The sequence below is a fragment of the Mesorhizobium sp. M0618 genome (genome assembly GCF_040320765.1).
In the GTDB taxonomy this organism is placed as follows: Bacteria; Pseudomonadota; Alphaproteobacteria; order Rhizobiales; family Rhizobiaceae; genus Mesorhizobium.
Genome location: NZ_JAMYQH010000008.1, coordinates 194,723 through 210,782, shown reverse-complemented (window position 1 = coordinate 210,782; position 16,060 = coordinate 194,723). Strand labels below are relative to the sequence as shown.

The window sequence follows — 16,060 nt, the reverse complement described above, 5'->3', positions numbered from 1 at the left end:
ACCTCAACCTCTGCAGACGATAAGTGACAAAACTGTTCGCGATGTCCTCGCACACCTGTTCGCGATGTCTCCGGTCCAAACACCCCCTTGCGGGGGAGATGGCCGGCAGGCCAGAGGGGGGTGCTGTCCCGCCGACTTTTCGCCCAATTGTTAACCACAGGACGATCATCCCTGCTCAGCCTGAAGCCTGTTGTAGTCGTGGATCGTCTGGCTCAGCCGGCGGCGCAGGAAGTTGGAGATGTTGTCGAAGATGAAGACAACGGCCAGGATCAGCAGCACCATGTAGAAGACGTTGGCCCAGTTGGAGTTGGTGCGCATTGCTTCCCACAGCTTCAGGCCGATGCCGCCGGCGCCGACAGCGCCAATGATGGTCGCGCCGCGGGTGTTGGATTCCCACTGGTAGAGCGTCTGGCTGATGAACACCGGCACCACTTCCGGCAGCACGCCGTAGCGCTGCACCAGAAGGCCATTGGCTCCGGTCGACTTGATGCCCTCGCGTGGCTTGTCATCGATGTTCTCGAGGCCTTCCGAATAGACTTTGCCGAGGGTGCCGATCTCGGTGAAGAAGATGGCGGCACTGCCTGCCAGTGGGCCGGGACCGAAAGCGCGGGTGAAGAACAGCGCCCAGATCAGCATGTCGACCGAGCGCATGAAATCAAAGAAGCGTTTCAGGATCTGGCTCAGCAACCCGCTTGGCGTGATGTTGCGGGCGGCGAAGAAGGCCAGCGGAAAGGCGACGATGCCGCCAAGCATGGTGCCGAGAAAAGCCATGACAATGGTTTGCAACAGCTTCGTCCAGACGTCGCCGTGCTGCCATTGGGCGTTGTTCCAGACGTTGTTGCCGGCCAGCGCCAGATTGGACGTGCCTGGTTTCAGTTCCGGTCCGGAGACGATCAGCGAGGCGACTTCGCTTGCCGACTTGCCGAAGAAGGGGGAGCGGGTGTCGAAGACGAAGTTTGCCCAGCCGAGAAATCGCTTTCGGATCCTGACGCGGTCAACGGCGACACGGGCCTCGCCGGCAAAGCCCATGTCGGCGACGACCTCATCTTCATGCGCGGTGATCCAGCCGGGAACCGGTCCCGAGATCAGCGGCTTGCCGGTGCCAAGCGCGACCGCAACGGTCTCACCATGGGCAATTATCGTCGCCTGCGTCTTGGTGAAGGTGATCGACTTGGCGGTGCCGTCGATAAGAACCGTCACCGAACCATCGGCATTGGTCTTGACCCAGTCCGGATCTGGGTTCGGGCCGAGCACCGAGAAGCGTGGATATTTAGGGGTGATCCGCGGTTCGTCGAGGCGGAAGATCGGCTGCACGTCGTAGCTGATCCACTGGGTCAGAAACAACGGCAGGCGCTCCCAGTGCGATTCCCGCATGACCTGCGGCAGGTTGAAGAACCACAGGGCATAGAGCAGGTAGAGGAAGATGCCGCCAAGCAGCATCAGCGGCCCGAAGCGCTTGTGGAACGGCCGCTGGAAAACCTGCGGGAAGCGATCTTCGATCGACTGGATTTGATCGGCGGTCAAGGCAGCCATGGTCAAGCCCCCACCACGAATGCCTGCTCGCCGACCAGCTTGCGGCGCAGCCAGGCGGAGAACTGGTCGACGATGAAGATCGTCGTGAACAGGAGCAGCACGAGGGCTATCGTCTTGGCGCCGAAGCCGCGCGAGATCGACAGCTTCAACTCCTCGCCGATGCCGCCGCCGCCGACCGCGCCCATGATGGTGGAAATGCGGACATTTATCTCAACACGCAGCAGCGTGTAGGACATGAAGTTGGGCAGCACCTGCGGCAGGTCGGCAAAGCGCACCCGCTCGAACCAGTTGGCGCCGACAGCCCTCAGTCCTTCCTCGGCGCGCATGTCGATGTTCTCGTTGATCTCGTAGAACAGCTTGCCCAGCGCGCCGATCGAATGCAGGCCGATGGCGATGATGGCGGCGATCGGGCCGATCGAGACGATGGCGGCGAACAGGCCCGCGATGACGATCTCGGGAAAGGCGCGCAGCAGCTCCATGAGGCGCTTGACGATCAGCCGCAGCACCGGATGCGGCGTCAGATTGCGCGCCGCGATGAAGGAGAACGGCACGGCTAAGACGAAGCCGATGAAGGTCGAGACCAACGCCACGTTGAGCGTGGTCAGCATCAGCTCGAAATATTCGGGGATGTAGAAGCTGCCCCAGACATAGGAGCGGCCAAGCGGAAAGTTGAATTCCTGGGTGCCGGTGTCATGCGGGGAAGCGATATCGAGCATCGCCCGCCAGACATCGTTCCAGTCCTTGGGGACGAGCCAGCTCAGGAAGTCCAGCAAATGCGGCAACCGGTCGAAGAAATGCCCGGCATTGGCCTCGTCGGCGAACCACATGGTGCTGCCGAGCGCGATGATGAGAAGGCCGACACCGATGGCGGTGTAGAGCCGGCGCAAGGACGTCTGGCGACGCCAGGCGTCGGCCATCTGGTGAGTGGCGCCGGAAGGGGCTGTCACGGAAAGGGTCATGATCGGACATGCAAGAAGGGCGGCGTTTTCTCGACGCCGCCCTTCCTGATTTCGCCGTTAGCCGCCAATGGCTGCCTTACGGGCTTCGACGATGACGTTGTAGAAGTCCGCCTTAACCGGGACGTAGCCGGTAAAATCGCCGCCTTCGACGCCTTCGAAGCAAGCCTTGTCCTTCTTCGGCAACTGCGTGAAGAAGTCGGCGAGCTTGGCGGTCATTTCGTCGCCGAGCGCGGTGCGCACGACCAGCGGGCCGTTCGGGATCAGGCCCGAGCGCCAGACTTCGACGAAGTCGTTGGGGTCGACGGCGCCCTTAGCGACTTCCTTGTGGAAGGTGCCGGAGGTGTAGCCATCCTTGAAGTCGCCGATGCCGGAGGAATCGTCCACCGCCACGTCGACCTTGCCGTCGCGCACGGCCAGAACGTTGTTCTCGTGGCCGCCGTTGAACTGGGTCGAAGCGAAGAAGGTTTCGTTCGAAGCGCCGGTGTCCTTCGGGATCTGGGTCAGCGGGATCAGATAGCCGGAGGTCGAATCCGGATCGGCGTAGCCGAGCTTCTTGCCCTTGGCCGACTTGATATCGGTGATGCCGGAGGATTTCAGCGCCAGGCCGATCGAATAGTAGCCGGTGGCACCGTCGGTCTGCTGGGTGGTGAGGATCGGGGTGACCGCCTTCGGGTCCTTGAGAGCGATGCTGGCGTAGCCGGAAGCGCCGAGTTCGGCGAAGTCGAGCGTGCCGCCAAGCAGGCCCTGGATCACGCCGTCATAGTCGGCGGCGGGGAACAGCGAGACCTTTTCGAAGCCGAATTCGGCCTTCAGATGGTCGGCGAGGCACTGGTAGTTGCGCAGCCGGTCGGTTTCGTTTTCGCCGCCGAGGATGCCGACGCGAAATTCCTTCATGTCGGCGGCATGGGCCATGCTGGTCGCCATGGCGAGCACCGAAACGGCGCTGAAAACCATCTTCCTGAACATCTGTAATCTCTCCTGTAGGTTCCGGCCCCGCGCCGGCAGCGTTCTCGATTTTGACAGGTGCCCTTGACGCGGGCTGTCGATCCAGGCCGCTCTCAGTATCCCGGGAATGCGGGCTCGAGCGGTCCGGCGGATGCGGCGATCTTTCGGCTGAAGGCAACGCTGGTCGAGGTGATGGCCTCGGAGATTTCCTGGCCATTGCTGTCGGCGCCATAGACGAGGCGCACGGCCTCGCGGTTGAGCTCTTCCGGCGGTCCGTCGAAGACGACCTTGCCGGCGGCCATGCCGATGATGCGGTTGCAATAGGTGCGGGCGGTATCCAGCGTGTGCAGATTGGTGACGACCGTGATGCCTTCGCGCAAATTGATGTCCTGTAGCGAATCCATCACCACCTTGGCGTTGAGCGGGTCGAGCGACGCGATCGGCTCGTCGGCGAGGATCACCCTGGGCTGCTGCATCATGGCGCGGGCAATGGCGACGCGCTGCTGCTGGCCGCCCGACAAGGTGCCGGCGGGCTGCAGCGCTGTACGGGCAATGTCGAGCCGCTCGAGTGCGGCGACCGCCTCGGCGCATTCGGCGCGAGAGAACATGCCGAACAGGTTGGTGATGGTCGAACGGTGGTTCAGTTTTCCGAGCAGCACATTGGTCAGCACGTCGAGGCGCGGCACCAGGTTGAACTGCTGGAAGATCATGGCGCAGTCGCGCTGCCAGCGCCGCAGCGGCGAGCCGCGCAACTGCGAGACCTCGGCTCCGTCAAAAAAAATCGACCCCTGGCTGGGATCGATGAGACGGTTGATCATGCGCAGAAGAGTTGATTTGCCGGCGCCCGAACGGCCGATAATGCCAACCATCTGACCCTGCGGAATCGCGATGTTGATGTCGCTGACGGCGGTGTTCTTGCCAAATCGTCGGGTGACGCCGCGGATTTCGAGCGTGGCCGAGGTTGCTGACATGGGGGCAGGCTCCAGTCCGGACCATATTGATCGTCAGGCACTCGCCTAACGCAGCCACATGAACCTGCCGTGTCGCGGTGATGTCAGTTTTGTTACGCTCCACAGACGCGGCGTTACGGTCGGCCCAAGACCTGCAGTTCCTCGAAGTGCTCCAAGCACGACAGCCTCGGACGGCGAACCGCTGACGAGATGGCTGACGACCGTGTTGCCGGGCTCGATCAGGAAATTGCCTGATGTGTCGTAGCGGGGCCGAGATGAACCGGGGTGGTCGGATTGGAGCCGGCAAAGTATCCGGCGGGCGACGGTCTGACAGAAGCAGGCATTGCAATCACCAAGGGGAAAGACCGCGTCCTGCCCCGACGATGTGTCAGGGATATGAAACCGGACCAAAAAGCAGGATATGACAGACAAAGCTTCGCAAAGGGAAGCTGCGGGGTTTTCACATGATCAACAATGAAATAAGGATTCAGACCCATATGGGCGGGAGGCTTCCCCAATTGGCACACTGGCGCCGGTGGTTGCGATTGTATGTTACAGGAGTGGTCGCTGTAACAAGCTTTGCAATGGGCCTACTCCTGATGTCCGTACATCGAGTTGGCAGCTTAAACCATCCGATATCGGGTTATTTGTATAGTTACAAAAATGGGCGCGATACAGCCATTGTTTTAATGATTTTTATTTTCGTGATCGCGTTGGTTACGATCCGTTTCGCGAGTAGCGTTGATGCGAAAACAAAAGCTCTGGTAGATATTGGTTATGACGTGAAATTCATAGAATCTATTAGGCGACACCAGGCTGTCATTGCTATTTTTATGACGTTAACGTGCCTTTCTATTATTTTGGACGTTTGCCTGAGCGGCTGACTTGTTCGGAGCGTCAACCTCCGTGATTATCCAAAAACTGATTGGCTGATAGTTCGCGAAAATCATCGAGGGCGTTGCGCAGCCTGGCATGATCCCAGTCCCACCAGGCAAGCGCCTGATAACGTTCGGCGGTGCGGCGGTCGAAGCGCTCACGGATCGGTTTTGCCGGCACGCCGGCGACGATGGTGTAGGGGGCGACATCCTTCGAGACGACAGCGCCGGCGCCGACCGCGGCACCATCGCCGACGGTGACGCCGGGCAGGATGGTCGAGCCATGGCCGAGCCACGTGTCGTGGCCGATGGTGACGCGTTTGGCGCGGCGCTGGGCGAAGAATTCGCTCTCGTGCTCGGCGTCATCCCAATAATCCGAGGCGCGGTAGGTGAAATGGTGCAGCGTCGGCCGCCAGGTCGGGTGGTTGGTGGCGTTGATGCGCACACTTGCGGCGATGTTGGAAAACTTGCCGACCGTGGCGCACCAGACGGCGCAGTCCTGCATCATGTAGGAATAGTCGCCGAGTTCGCTCTCCAACACCCGGCTGCGGTCGGCGATCTCGGTCCAGCGGCCGAGCGTCGAGTTCTGCACCTCCGCCGTCGGGTGGACCAGCGGTGTCTCCGACAATTTCCTGGTCATGCGGCAATTTTTCCGGGAGCGAAAGCGGTGACGTCGATGATGCGGTCGGCAACCGCCTCGCGCACGTCGTGGGCGTGGAAGATGCCAAGCAGGGCGACGCCGGCCGCCTTCTTGGCGGCGATGAGCTCGATCACGACATCGCGGTTCCTGGCATCGAGCGAGGCGGTCGGCTCGTCGAGCAGCAGGATCGGATGCTCGGTGATGAAGCCGCGCGCGATGTTGACGCGCTGCTGCTCGCCGCCGGAGAAGGTCGCAGGCGGCAAAGCCCAGAGTTTCTCCGGCAGGTTGAGCTGCGCCAGCAAGGCGCGTGCCTTGCCGCGGGCAATCTCGCGATCCTCGCCGCGCTCGACCAGCGGTTCGGCGACGACATCGAGCGCCGAAACGCGCGGCACGGTGCGCAGGAACTGGCTGACATAGCCGATCGTTTGCCGGCGCACCGCAAGCACGGTGCGCGGGCTGGCGGTGGCGAGGTCGATCAGCCCATCATCGTGCGTGACGATGATCTGGCCTTGGTCGACGGCGTAGTTACCGTAGAGCATCTTCAGGATCGAGCTCTTGCCGGCACCGGACGGGCCGCCGAGCACGGTGCACTCGCCGGCCCTGATCGAGAACGAGACACCGGCGACAACAGGCAGTTTGATGCCGTCGCGCAGATGCATGGTGAAGCTCTTGGCGACGTCCGAGACAACAAGGGGGGTGGCCATCAGAAGGTTCTCCAATCGTCATTCGTTTGTGGGCCAACACCCCCCTCTGGCCAATGCAATTGCACGTGCGGAATAACGGTGAAATCTCGAAGCGGGTGGTTGCGAGGTCTCGGCGCGAGGCACCCCCCTCTGTCCCGCCGGACATCTCCCCCGCAAGGGGGGAGATTGGCAGTTTCACCCGCAGCGCTTTTCTTGCAGCCTTGGTAATTGGTGAAAGCAGCAGGGACAGCCGATCTCCCTCCTTGCGGGGGAGATGGCCGGCAGGCCAGAGGGGGGTGCCTCGCGCCAAGGTTTCGCGAACACGCGCTTTGAGACTTCATCGTCAAACCTGCAGAATCGAGGAAACGAGCAACTGGGTGTAGGGCGCGCGCGGGTCGTCGAGCACGCGGTCGGTGAGACCGCTTTCGACGACGCGGCCGTCCTTCATCACCATCATGCGCTGCGACAAAAGCCGCGCCACGGCAAGGTCGTGGGTGACGACGATGGCCGCGAGACCAAGGTCGGTGACCAGCCCGCGCAGCAGGTCGAGCAGGCGCGCCTGGACCGAGACGTCGAGGCCGCCTGTCGGTTCGTCCATGAACACCAGGCGCGGGCCGGTGACGAGGTTGCGGGCAATCTGCAGGCGCTGGCGCATGCCGCCTGAAAAGGCGCGCGGGTCGTCGTCGATGCGGTCCTCGTCGATCTCGACGCGTGACAGCCAGTCGACGGCGGTGGCGCGGATCTTGCCGTAGTGACGGTCGCCGACCGCCATCAGCCGCTCGCCGACATTGGCGCCGGCCGACACCGTCATGCGCAGGCCGTCGGCCGGGTTCTGGTGGACAAAACCCCAGTCGGTACGCATCAGGAAGCGGCGCTCTGCCTCGCTCATGCGGTAGAGTTCGCGGAACTGGCCGTCGCGCATGCGGTAGCTGGCGGTGCCGGAACTTGGCAGCAGCCGCGTCGACAGGCAGTTGAGCAATGTCGTCTTGCCGGAGCCGGACTCGCCGACGACAGCCAGGACTTCGCCCGGCCACAGGTCGAAGGAGACGTTGTCGCAGCCGACGCGCGAGCCGTAGAATTTGGAGAGCGCCGAGACGCGCAGCAGCGGTTCGTCGGTCATTGTATCTCCTTACCCTCCCCCTTGCGGGGAGGGTCGGCGCGCAGCGCCGGGGTGGGGGTTGAGTGGGGCGTGGATTGGTCAAGACCCCCACCCGCGCCTTCGGCGCGACCTCCCCACAAGGGGGAGGTAGGGGCGTTGCGCCGCTTCTCGCAGTGGTCGGTGTCGGAGCAGACGAACATGTGGCCGCCATGGTCGTCGAGGATGACCTCGTCGAGATAGACATTCTCTGCCGCGCACAGCGCGCAGGGCTGGTCGAAGGTCTGCACCTCGAACGGATGGTCCTCGAAGTCGAGGCTGACCACGTCGGTGAAGGGCGGCACCGCGTAGATGCGCTTTTCGCGCCCGGCGCCAAACAGCTGCAAAGCCGGTGAGCGGTGCATCTTGGGATTGTCGAATTTCGGCGTCGGCGACGGGTCCATCACATAGCGGCCCTCGACCTTGACCGGATAGGCATAGGTGGTGGCGATGCGGCCGTGTTTGGCGATGTCCTCGTAAAGTTTCACATGCATGAGGCCGTATTCCTCCAGCGCATGCATTTTCCGCGTTTCAGTCTCGCGTGGCTCGAGGAAGCGCAAGGGTTCCGGGATCGGCACCTGGTAGACAAGCACCTGGCCCGCCGTCAGCGGATGTTCGGGGATACGATGGCGGGTCTGGATGATGGTGGCGCTGGCGGTATCAGTGGTCACCGCGATGTTGGCGACCTTCTTGAAGAAGGCGCGGATCGAGACCGCGTTGGTGGTGTCGTCGGCGCCCTGGTCGATGACCTTCAGCACATCGTCCGGGCCGATGATCGAAGCCGTGACCTGGACGCCGCCAGTGCCCCAGCCATAGGGCATCGGCATTTCGCGCGAGGCAAACGGCACCTGGTAGCCGGGAATGGCGATGCCCTTGAGGATCGCCCGGCGGATCATCCTTTTGGTCTGCTCGTCGAGATAGGCGAAGTTGTAGGTGGCGATGTCGGTCATGGCGATCACATCCACATTGTGCTATTGAATTGGCGTCCAGGACGCGGAAACAGGGGCGAAATCGGATGACCCAGACCGCTTGGCTGCATATCGGAATTCTGCTGCTGGCGTTCGTCGGCGTGGTCGCGTTTATCCTCCGAAGAATGGTTTTTCCCGCAGCCAGGGAAGGCGCGCATGGCGAGAGCGTTGGCATCGGCGGCGGCTACAGTGGCGGGCATGGCGACCATTCGCACGACAGCGGTGGCGGTGATGGCGGGTCGGGCGACTAGGCTCATTCCGCCGCCTCCTTCTTGTCTTCCAGCATGTCGGCATTTCCGCGGGCGTCGTATTCGGCGCGCATGCGGCGCACGAGGTCGAGTTCGGCCTGGAAGTCGACATAGTGCGGCAGCTTCAGATGTTCGACGAAGCCGGTCGCCTGGACGTTGTCGGAATGCGAAATGACGAACTCCTCGTCCTGGGCCGCGGCGACGACATCCTCGCCGAGCTCCTTCGCGCGCAGCGCCCGGTCGCACAGCGCCATCGCCATCGCCTTGCGCTCGCTCTGGCCGAAGACCAGGCCGTAGCCGCGGGTGAATTGCGGCGGCGCCTTGGCCGAGCCTTTGAACTGGTTGACCATCTGGCATTCGGTGACGCGGACAGTGCCGAGCGGCACCGCGAAGGGCAGCTCGGGCACGTCGAGCTCGAGCTCGACCTCGCCCATGCGGATCTCGCCGACGAAGGGATGGTTGCGGGCATAGCCGCGCTGGGTGGAATAGCCGAGCGCCAGCAGAAACCCTTCATCGCCGCGTGACAGCGCCTGCAGGCGGATGTCGCGCGCCATCGGGAATTCGAGCGGCTCGCGGGTGATGTCGCCGGGGACGTGATCCTGCGGCATGTCGCCGTCGGGTTCGATCAGGCCTTCGCGGTCGAGGATCGCCGATACGCGCGGCATGGCTTGCGCTTCCGTCTCGCGCAGCAAGGGCTGGGCGACGTCAGCGCCGGCGGCAAGCTCGGGATCGAGCAGCCGGTGGGTGTAGTCGAAAGTGGGCCCGAGCAACTGGCCGCCGGGCAGATCCTTGTAGGTCGCCGACACACGTCGCTCGACCAGCATCCCGGCGGTGTCGATGGGCCTGGAGTAGCCGAAGCGTGGCAGCGTGGTGCGATAGGCGCGCACCAGGAAGATCGCCTCGATCATGTCGCCGCGCGCCTGGACGATGGCGAGTGCGGCCAGTTCACGATCATAGAGCGAGCCTTCGCTCATCACCCGATCGACGCCGAGCGCCAGCTGCTCGACGATCTGGTCGAGACGTAGTGCCGGCAGCGAACGGTCGCCGCGGCGGCGGTCGGCAAGCAGGCTGTGGGCGTTGGCGATTGCGGCTTCGCCACCTTTCACCGCGACATACATCTTACGCCTCCATCGTCTTGATGCGCGTCGTGCGCGGCAGGCAGGCAATGCCATCAGCGGTGGCGAGTATGATGTCGACGCCTCTGGGAAAGCGCTTGATGTTCTGTTTCCACTGCTCGACGAAATGGCGCGGCATCTGTGCCGGCGCGATCGTGGCGCTGGTTTCGATGCCGGGACCTTCAAGCAACAGCGGCGTGCCGGAGACGAGATCGCCGACTTGCAGGATCAGCGTGGTCGAACGGTCGGGATAATCCTGCGTGCCCTGCGAAAAACCATCGAGCGACATCATCTCGGCCGGGGCCGCGATGAAGGCGAAATGCGCATCGGCCGGTGTGTTGGCCACGGGCGCGCCGGTGTGGAACCCAAGCCAGGATCTGATCGCGGTGGAAGCTTGCAGGGCCGGGTCGAGCCAGAGCGGGGTGTCGTTATCGCACAGCGCCAGTGCGATGGCGCCGGCGGCCGCCGAGAGCGGCGCCGGCGGGCGGGCGAAGGCCGGCAGCGGCTGCACGCTGCCTGGCCGCGCCATTGCGTCCATGACGGCGCGGAACACCGTCTGGGCATTGAAGACCGGATCGGCGAAACCGCCCTCTATCGATTGCGCTGCAATGTCCATCAGTCTTCTCCGCGAACCATGGTGAAGAAATCCACCTTCGTTGCCGCCGTCTCGGCGCGGCGTTTTTCATGCGCTGCGGTCAGAGCCGACCGCAGGGGCGCTATCAGTCCGGTCTCGACTTCATTGCGGCGGGCAGGGTCCTGCCACAGCGCGTCGGCGATGGCCGCCAGCTTCGCCTTCTGCTTGTCGCGGCCAAGCGCATAGCAATGTCCGACCTGCCCGGAGGGCAGCCGGACGGTGGCGCGGGTGACGGTCGCCTCGCCGACGTTGAAGGGCGCGCCGCCGCCGCCGATGCGGCCGCGCACGGTGACCAGCCCGGTCTCGGGGCCGCGCAGCAGTTCTGCTTCCGAAGGCAATCCGGCTTCATTCCAGAGCCGGACGATGTCATCGCCGCTGGATTGCGCCAGTGTCGCCATGGCGGCCTTGCGCTCGGCCTGGTCGCGGGCTTCCTGTCCTCGCATCAGCAGCATTCCTCTTTGTCAATTTGTCTATTGATATAGACAACTATACAAATTATACCTATTATCTAACGCGTGTCCATGACGGGTGGATGACAGCGATATAAGACTGGGCGCTGGAAGGTTGGGGCAATGATAGTCGGGCGGCTGGCAGCGGACAGCATCGAGCGGCGCAGTGGCGTTTCGCTGTGGCGGCAGATCGCCGACAAGATCCTGCATGCGATCGCCATCGGCGATTTCACGGAGAATGCAGCGTTGCCGCCGGAGGTGGCGCTGGCAGAACGCTATGGCGTCAACCGTCACACGGTGCGCAGCGCCATATCGGCCCTTGTAAGGGAAGGCGTGCTGCGGGCCGAGCAGGGGCGCGGCACCTTCGTACTGTCGCGCAAGCGGCTGTCCTATCCGATCGGCGCGCGCACACGCTTTTCGACAGGGCTGCAAGGGCAAACGACGGAACGGCACATCGTCCTGCTCGCCTCGTCGATCGAGCCGGCCAGCCAGCGCGTTGCCGAGGGCCTTGGCCTTGCCAGGGGAGCCGATGTGATCCGGTTGGAAACGCGCGGCGAAGCCGACGGACGGCCGGTGTCGCGTGCTGCCGGCTGGTTCGAGGCCCGGCGCTTTGCCGGCATCGATGCCGCGATGGCGCAAACCGGCTCGATCACCGCATCGCTGGCGCGTTTCGGCATCGACGACTATCTCCGGCAATCGACCGTGCTGTCGGCGCGCCATGCCGATGCGGCGGACCTTGCCGACCTCGACCTGCTGCCGGGCGCCATCGTGCTGGTCACGGTTGCCGTCAACGTCACGCCGGACGGCCAGCCGATCCAGTTTTCCGAGTCGCGCTTCCCGGCCGAGCGGGTGGAGCTGAAGCTGTCGGCGCTGTAGCTAACGTCGTCATCCTTGGGCGAAGCAGGAGCGCAGCTCCGTCGCGGAGACCCAAGGATCCATGCCGCGATCTCGGGCGAAGAGCGCAGCGGCGCAGAATTCTGCACCGAAGCAACGCTCTCAGGTCACGGCATGGATCCTATGGTCTGCGCCGCGTCGCTTCGCTCCTCGCTCCGCCATAGGATGACGAAGCGATGGATGTTGCGGCTAGTCGCCAAAGCATCAGATCTACCAAGTTGGGCGCTCAACGATCTCCGAATTCGTGTCGAACAGGCGCCTCTATCCGACCTCGATCACAGCCTTGATCAGGCCGGATTTCTCGTGTGCCCAGCGGGCGAGATCGCGCGGCGTGCCGGCGAGTGTGGTGCGGTGTGTGACGAGCTTGGCCAGGGGCACGGCGCCGTTGCGGATCGAGGCGGCGACGTGATCGAAGTCGGCGCGCAGCGCGTTGCGGCTGCCGATCAGCGTCATCTCGCGCTTGTGGAATTCCGGATCGGAAAAGCTGATGTCGTCCTTGACGACGGAGACCAGCACCAGCGTTCCGCCATGCGCGACATGGGCGAAAGCCGACTGCACCGATTGGGTGTTGCCGGTGGCGTCGAAGACGACATCGAAGCCTTCGCCTGATGTCGCTCCCTTGACCAGATCGGGCACCGCGCCGCGCGACCCGTCGAGGGTCTGGAAACCAAGCTCATTTGCGGCGAAGGCGAGCCTTTCACTGCTCATGTCGAGCAGCGTCACGTCGAGCCCGGCGATGCGGGCGAAGATGGCGGTGCCGAGCCCGATCGGGCCAGCGCCGATGACCAGCGTGCGGGCGCCGGGGTCGGCGCGGGCGCGCCGCACTGCATGCGCGCCGATGGCCAGGAACTCGACTGCGGCGGCGTCGGCCAGCGAAAGGCCGTTGGCGGGATAGAGATTTTGCGCCGGCACCAGAATCCGTTCGCACATGGCGCCGTCTCGATGCACGCCCAAGACCTCGATCCTGACGCAGCAATTGGGCTTGCCGTGCCGGCAGGCGATGCACTTGCCGCAGGAAAGATAGGGGTTGATCACCACGGGCTCACCAACGGCAAGATCGACGCCGTCGCCGGCCTCGACGATCGTTCCCGACACCTCATGGCCCATGATGCGGGGATAGGCGAGGAACGGGTGCTTGCCCTCGAAAATGTGGTAGTCGGTGCCGCAGATGCCGACATGGCTGACCGCCACCAGCGCCCAGCCGGGAGGCGGTGCCTCTGGTGCGGGCCGGTCTTCAAGGACAAGATCGCCGGGCGAACGGCAGAGGACGGCTTTCATGCGCTAATCCAGTCATGAAATCGCCGGCCCGTTGGTGTGGCGGGCCGGCGGTTGATTGCGGGATCGCTACTTGCCGCGGCGGCGCAGGCCGTCGAAGTAGACGATGATGATGATCAGCGCGCCAGTGATGATGCGCTGCCAGAACGAGTTGACGTTGAGCAGGTTGGCGCCGTTGTTGATGGTGGCCAGGATGAAGGCGCCGAGCAGCGGCCCATGCACCGAGCCGACGGCGCCGAACAGCGAGGTGCCGCCGATGACCGAAGACGCGATCGCCTGCAGCTCCCAGCCCTCGGCCTGCGTCGGGTTGCCGATGCCGATGCGGGCCGCCAGCAGCACGCCGACAAAGGCGGCGCACAGGCCCGACAGCGTGTAGGCCATGTAGATGGTGCGCTGGACATTGACGCCGGACAGGCGCGAGGCCTCGGCGTTGGAGCCGACCGAAAACAGGTATCGGCCCCAGCGGCTGTGGTGCAGGAAAATATAGGCCGGAATGCCGACCAGGATCACCATCCAGAACAGGTTGGGGATGCCGATGAAGGAATTGCGCGAGAAGGCGGTGAAGGTGTCGCTGTTGATGTTGATCGAATTGCCGTTGGTCATCAAAAGGCCGATGCCGCGCAGCGAGGTCAGCGTTGCCAGCGTGATGATGAAGGGCGGCAGGCCCATCTTGACGATGCCGAAGCCGTGGAACATGCCGATGGCGACGCCGACCAGCAGCGTCACCAGAATGGCGAGCCAGATGGGGAAGCCGGCATTGATCATCATGGCCACGACCACGGTGGCGAAACCGACCACGGCGCCGACCGACAGGTCGATGCCGCCGGTGATGATGACGAAAGTCTGGCCGACCGCCATGATGGCGATCATCGAGCCCTGGCGCAAGAGATTGGCCATGTTGTTGGCGGAGGCGAAGCTCGTCGTCGCCACGGAGAGAAGGATCCAGAGCAGAACCAGCAGCGCCAAAAGCGTCAGCCCAAACAGGACATTATAGTTGCGCTTCGGTTTTTCGACGGCAATCGCCTCGGTGCTCATATTTGTCCTCCCAGCTTTTCTTGTTTCTCGGCGAGCGCCTGAGTAAGAATATCCTCGTGGCTGGCTGCGTGAAAACCGTGCGTCGCCACCAGTTTGCCGCGCCGGAACACATGCAGCGTGTCGGCGAGTTCATAGACTTCCGGCAGATAGGACGAGATCAGGATGATGCCGGCGCCCTTTGACAAAAGTGCGCCGAACAGGCGGTAGATCTCGGCCTTGGTGCCGACATCGACGCCGACCGTCGGTTCGTCGAAGATGAACAGCTTGGCGCCGTGCGCCAGCCATTTGCCGATGACGATCTTCTGCTGGTTGCCGCCCGACAGGCTGGATGCCAGCGCGCCGCGCGTCGGTGTCTTGATGCGCAGATCGGCGATCTGGCGATCAGCTTGCGTCTTCTCCTGCGTGCTCGAAATCAGCAGATTGTTCGAGATTCGCTTGTAGATCGGCAGGTTGAGGTTGAAGCCGACCGGCAGGTTGAGGCAGAGGCCCTGGTCGCGGCGGCTTTCCGGCGCCAGCGCCATGCCGAGCTTGATCGCGTCATGCTCGGAATTGACCTGCACCTCCTTGCCTTCCCAGAGGATCTGGCCGGCGGATTTGCGGTGGCGGCCGTAAAGCGTGGTGACGAACTCGCTGCGTCCGGCGCCGATCAGGCCATAGAGTCCGACGATCTCGCCGGCGCGGACCGTCATCGAGACATTTTCGAAGCCCTTGCCGGACAGGCTTCTCGCCTCGATAATGGCGGCGCCCGGCGTGAAATGCTCCTTGTGATAGACCTGCTCGATCGAGCGGTTGATCATCATCTTGACCAGCTCGGCATCGTTGGTCTCGGCGATGTTGCGGGTGCCGACCAGCGTGCCGTCGCGCAGCACGGAAACACGGTCGGCGAGCTCGAACACTTCCTCCATGCGGTGGCTGATGTAGATGATCGTCACGCCTTCATCCTTCAGCCGACGGATCAAGGTGAAGAGCTGGTCGGCCTCCTTGCGGGTGAGGTAGGCGGTCGGCTCGTCGAAGATCAGGAATTTGGTGCCGCGCACGGTGGCGCGGGCGGCGGCTATCAACTGCTGCTGGCCGATGGTCAGGTCGCCAAGGGTGACATGCGCCGGCAGGTCGAAGCCGAGATCGTCGATGATCGTCTGCGCCTGCCTGACCATGGCGCGCTGCTGCAGGATGCCGAAGCGTGAATTCTCCTCGCCTAGGAACATGTTGGCGGCGACAGTCAGGTGACGGCACAGCACGACTTCCTGGTGCACGGCATTGATGCCGAGCGCCATCGCCTCGTGCGGCGTCGCCAGGGCGGCCGGTTGGCCCTCCCAGGCGATCTCTCCGGAGGTGCGCGGCATGACGCCGGTCAGAAGCTTGATGAGCGTGGATTTGCCGGCGCCGTTCTCGCCGACGACGGCGTGGATTTCGCCGGACTTGAAGGCGAGGTTGACCGGCTTCAGCGCATGTGTGCCGGGATAGCGCTTCTCCAGCCCGCGCAATTCGAGGATGGTCCGCCCCGGTTCCAGAACGGGTGTGGGATGCAGTTCCTGCGCCGTCGAAATCATGACAATCCTCCCAGATTGGCCTCCCGGATTGGCTTCCCAGGCTGGCCTCACGATTGGCACGCGGCGAGGCAAGGATATGCCTCGAAAACAGCCTAGCTCAGGCGTGCGGATTGCCAAGCCGTTTGTGCGGCAGCTTGTGTCTCCGGGGCGAGGTGCCCCGGAGACGATTGCG

General features: G+C 63.5%; 18 protein-coding genes. 3 read left to right on the top strand and 15 right to left on the bottom strand.

The genetic code is table 11. From position 1 onward, the window contains the following. Positions 1-165: 165 nt before the first annotated feature. From phnE (NKJ04_RS11805) to NKJ04_RS33665, 5 genes are all read right to left on the bottom strand, one after another. Positions 166-1,533 carry a phosphonate ABC transporter, permease protein PhnE gene (phnE, locus tag NKJ04_RS11805; RefSeq protein ID WP_352675036.1) on the bottom strand — a complete coding sequence of 456 codons (1,368 nt, stop codon included), beginning with the start codon at positions 1,531-1,533 and terminating at the stop codon, positions 166-168. A gap of 2 nt (positions 1,534-1,535) precedes the next feature. Beyond that, a complete protein-coding gene (phnE, locus tag NKJ04_RS11800) occupies positions 1,536-2,492 on the bottom strand; it encodes a phosphonate ABC transporter, permease protein PhnE (protein WP_352675034.1) in 957 nt (318 codons plus the stop codon). Between the two features lie 57 nt (positions 2,493-2,549). After that, positions 2,550-3,458 carry a phosphonate ABC transporter substrate-binding protein gene (gene phnD / locus NKJ04_RS11795; protein ID WP_127297934.1) on the bottom strand — a complete coding sequence of 303 codons (909 nt, stop codon included), beginning with the start codon at positions 3,456-3,458 and terminating at the stop codon, positions 2,550-2,552. A gap of 92 nt (positions 3,459-3,550) precedes the next feature. Then, positions 3,551-4,408, bottom strand: a complete 858-nt coding sequence (phnC, locus tag NKJ04_RS11790; protein WP_352675031.1) for a phosphonate ABC transporter ATP-binding protein — start codon at positions 4,406-4,408, stop codon at positions 3,551-3,553. Positions 4,409-4,453: 45 nt separating this feature from the next. After that, complete coding sequence (locus NKJ04_RS33665) at positions 4,454-4,798, bottom strand: DUF1868 domain-containing protein (RefSeq protein ID WP_502897901.1); 345 nt, start codon at positions 4,796-4,798, stop codon at positions 4,454-4,456. Positions 4,799-4,851: 53 nt separating this feature from the next. Between NKJ04_RS33665 and NKJ04_RS11780 the strand changes: the two genes are divergently transcribed. Beyond that, positions 4,852-5,271: a hypothetical protein gene (locus NKJ04_RS11780; protein WP_352675028.1), complete on the top strand. Its 420-nt coding sequence runs from the start codon at positions 4,852-4,854 to the stop codon at positions 5,269-5,271. Between the two features lie 13 nt (positions 5,272-5,284). On the opposite strand, the gene NKJ04_RS11775 is transcribed toward NKJ04_RS11780, so the two are convergent. From NKJ04_RS11775 to NKJ04_RS11760, 4 genes are all read right to left on the bottom strand, one after another. Continuing rightward, positions 5,285-5,902: a DapH/DapD/GlmU-related protein gene (locus tag NKJ04_RS11775; protein ID WP_352675025.1), complete on the bottom strand. Its 618-nt coding sequence runs from the start codon at positions 5,900-5,902 to the stop codon at positions 5,285-5,287. Then, positions 5,899-6,606: a phosphonate C-P lyase system protein PhnL gene (gene phnL, locus NKJ04_RS11770; protein ID WP_352675022.1), complete on the bottom strand. Its 708-nt coding sequence runs from the start codon at positions 6,604-6,606 to the stop codon at positions 5,899-5,901. Before phnL ends, NKJ04_RS11775 begins: the two co-directional genes overlap by 4 nt. A gap of 322 nt (positions 6,607-6,928) precedes the next feature. Continuing rightward, positions 6,929-7,705: a phosphonate C-P lyase system protein PhnK gene (phnK, locus tag NKJ04_RS11765; RefSeq protein ID WP_352555815.1), complete on the bottom strand. Its 777-nt coding sequence runs from the start codon at positions 7,703-7,705 to the stop codon at positions 6,929-6,931. After that, entirely contained in the window at positions 7,702-8,670 is a 969-nt protein-coding gene (locus NKJ04_RS11760) for an alpha-D-ribose 1-methylphosphonate 5-phosphate C-P-lyase PhnJ (RefSeq protein ID WP_023812472.1), read from the bottom strand. The genes phnK and NKJ04_RS11760 overlap by 4 nt, the downstream gene beginning before the upstream one ends. A 65-nt stretch (positions 8,671-8,735) precedes the next feature. Between NKJ04_RS11760 and NKJ04_RS11755 the strand changes: the two genes are divergently transcribed. Beyond that, the gene (locus NKJ04_RS11755; RefSeq protein ID WP_023812473.1) at positions 8,736-8,939 is read left to right on the top strand and encodes a hypothetical protein; all 204 of its coding nucleotides are present in this window, start codon (positions 8,736-8,738) and stop codon (positions 8,937-8,939) included. 2 nt (positions 8,940-8,941) lie between these two features. Here NKJ04_RS11755 and NKJ04_RS11750 read toward each other — a convergent pair whose 3' ends face one another. Genes NKJ04_RS11750 through phnG form a run of 3 tightly spaced genes read right to left on the bottom strand, consistent with a single transcriptional unit; the run spans position 8,942 to position 11,128 of the window. Beyond that, positions 8,942-10,054: a carbon-phosphorus lyase complex subunit gene (locus NKJ04_RS11750; protein WP_023812474.1), complete on the bottom strand. Its 1,113-nt coding sequence runs from the start codon at positions 10,052-10,054 to the stop codon at positions 8,942-8,944. A 1-nt stretch (position 10,055) separates the two neighbouring features. After that, positions 10,056-10,667, bottom strand: coding sequence for a phosphonate C-P lyase system protein PhnH (phnH, locus tag NKJ04_RS11745; protein ID WP_023812475.1), 612 nt, complete (start codon positions 10,665-10,667; stop codon positions 10,056-10,058). Then, a complete protein-coding gene (gene phnG / locus NKJ04_RS11740) occupies positions 10,667-11,128 on the bottom strand; it encodes a phosphonate C-P lyase system protein PhnG (RefSeq protein ID WP_023812476.1) in 462 nt (153 codons plus the stop codon). The genes phnH and phnG overlap by 1 nt, the downstream gene beginning before the upstream one ends. Positions 11,129-11,260: 132 nt before the next feature. Here phnG and phnF point away from each other — a divergent pair, with 132 nt between their 5' ends. Continuing rightward, positions 11,261-12,010 (top strand): phosphonate metabolism transcriptional regulator PhnF, encoded by a 750-nt coding sequence (gene phnF, locus NKJ04_RS11735; protein ID WP_023812477.1) that lies wholly within the window; start codon positions 11,261-11,263, stop codon positions 12,008-12,010. 279 nt (positions 12,011-12,289) lie between these two features. On the opposite strand, the gene NKJ04_RS11730 is transcribed toward phnF, so the two are convergent. The 3 genes from NKJ04_RS11730 to NKJ04_RS11720 form a co-directional block, all read right to left on the bottom strand. Continuing rightward, positions 12,290-13,306: a zinc-binding alcohol dehydrogenase family protein gene (locus tag NKJ04_RS11730; protein WP_023812478.1), complete on the bottom strand. Its 1,017-nt coding sequence runs from the start codon at positions 13,304-13,306 to the stop codon at positions 12,290-12,292. A 66-nt stretch (positions 13,307-13,372) separates the two neighbouring features. Next, positions 13,373-14,338: an ABC transporter permease gene (locus NKJ04_RS11725; protein ID WP_023812479.1), complete on the bottom strand. Its 966-nt coding sequence runs from the start codon at positions 14,336-14,338 to the stop codon at positions 13,373-13,375. Beyond that, positions 14,335-15,888: a sugar ABC transporter ATP-binding protein gene (locus tag NKJ04_RS11720; RefSeq protein WP_352675015.1), complete on the bottom strand. Its 1,554-nt coding sequence runs from the start codon at positions 15,886-15,888 to the stop codon at positions 14,335-14,337. The genes NKJ04_RS11725 and NKJ04_RS11720 overlap by 4 nt, the downstream gene beginning before the upstream one ends. Between the last annotated feature and the right edge of the window lie 172 nt (positions 15,889-16,060).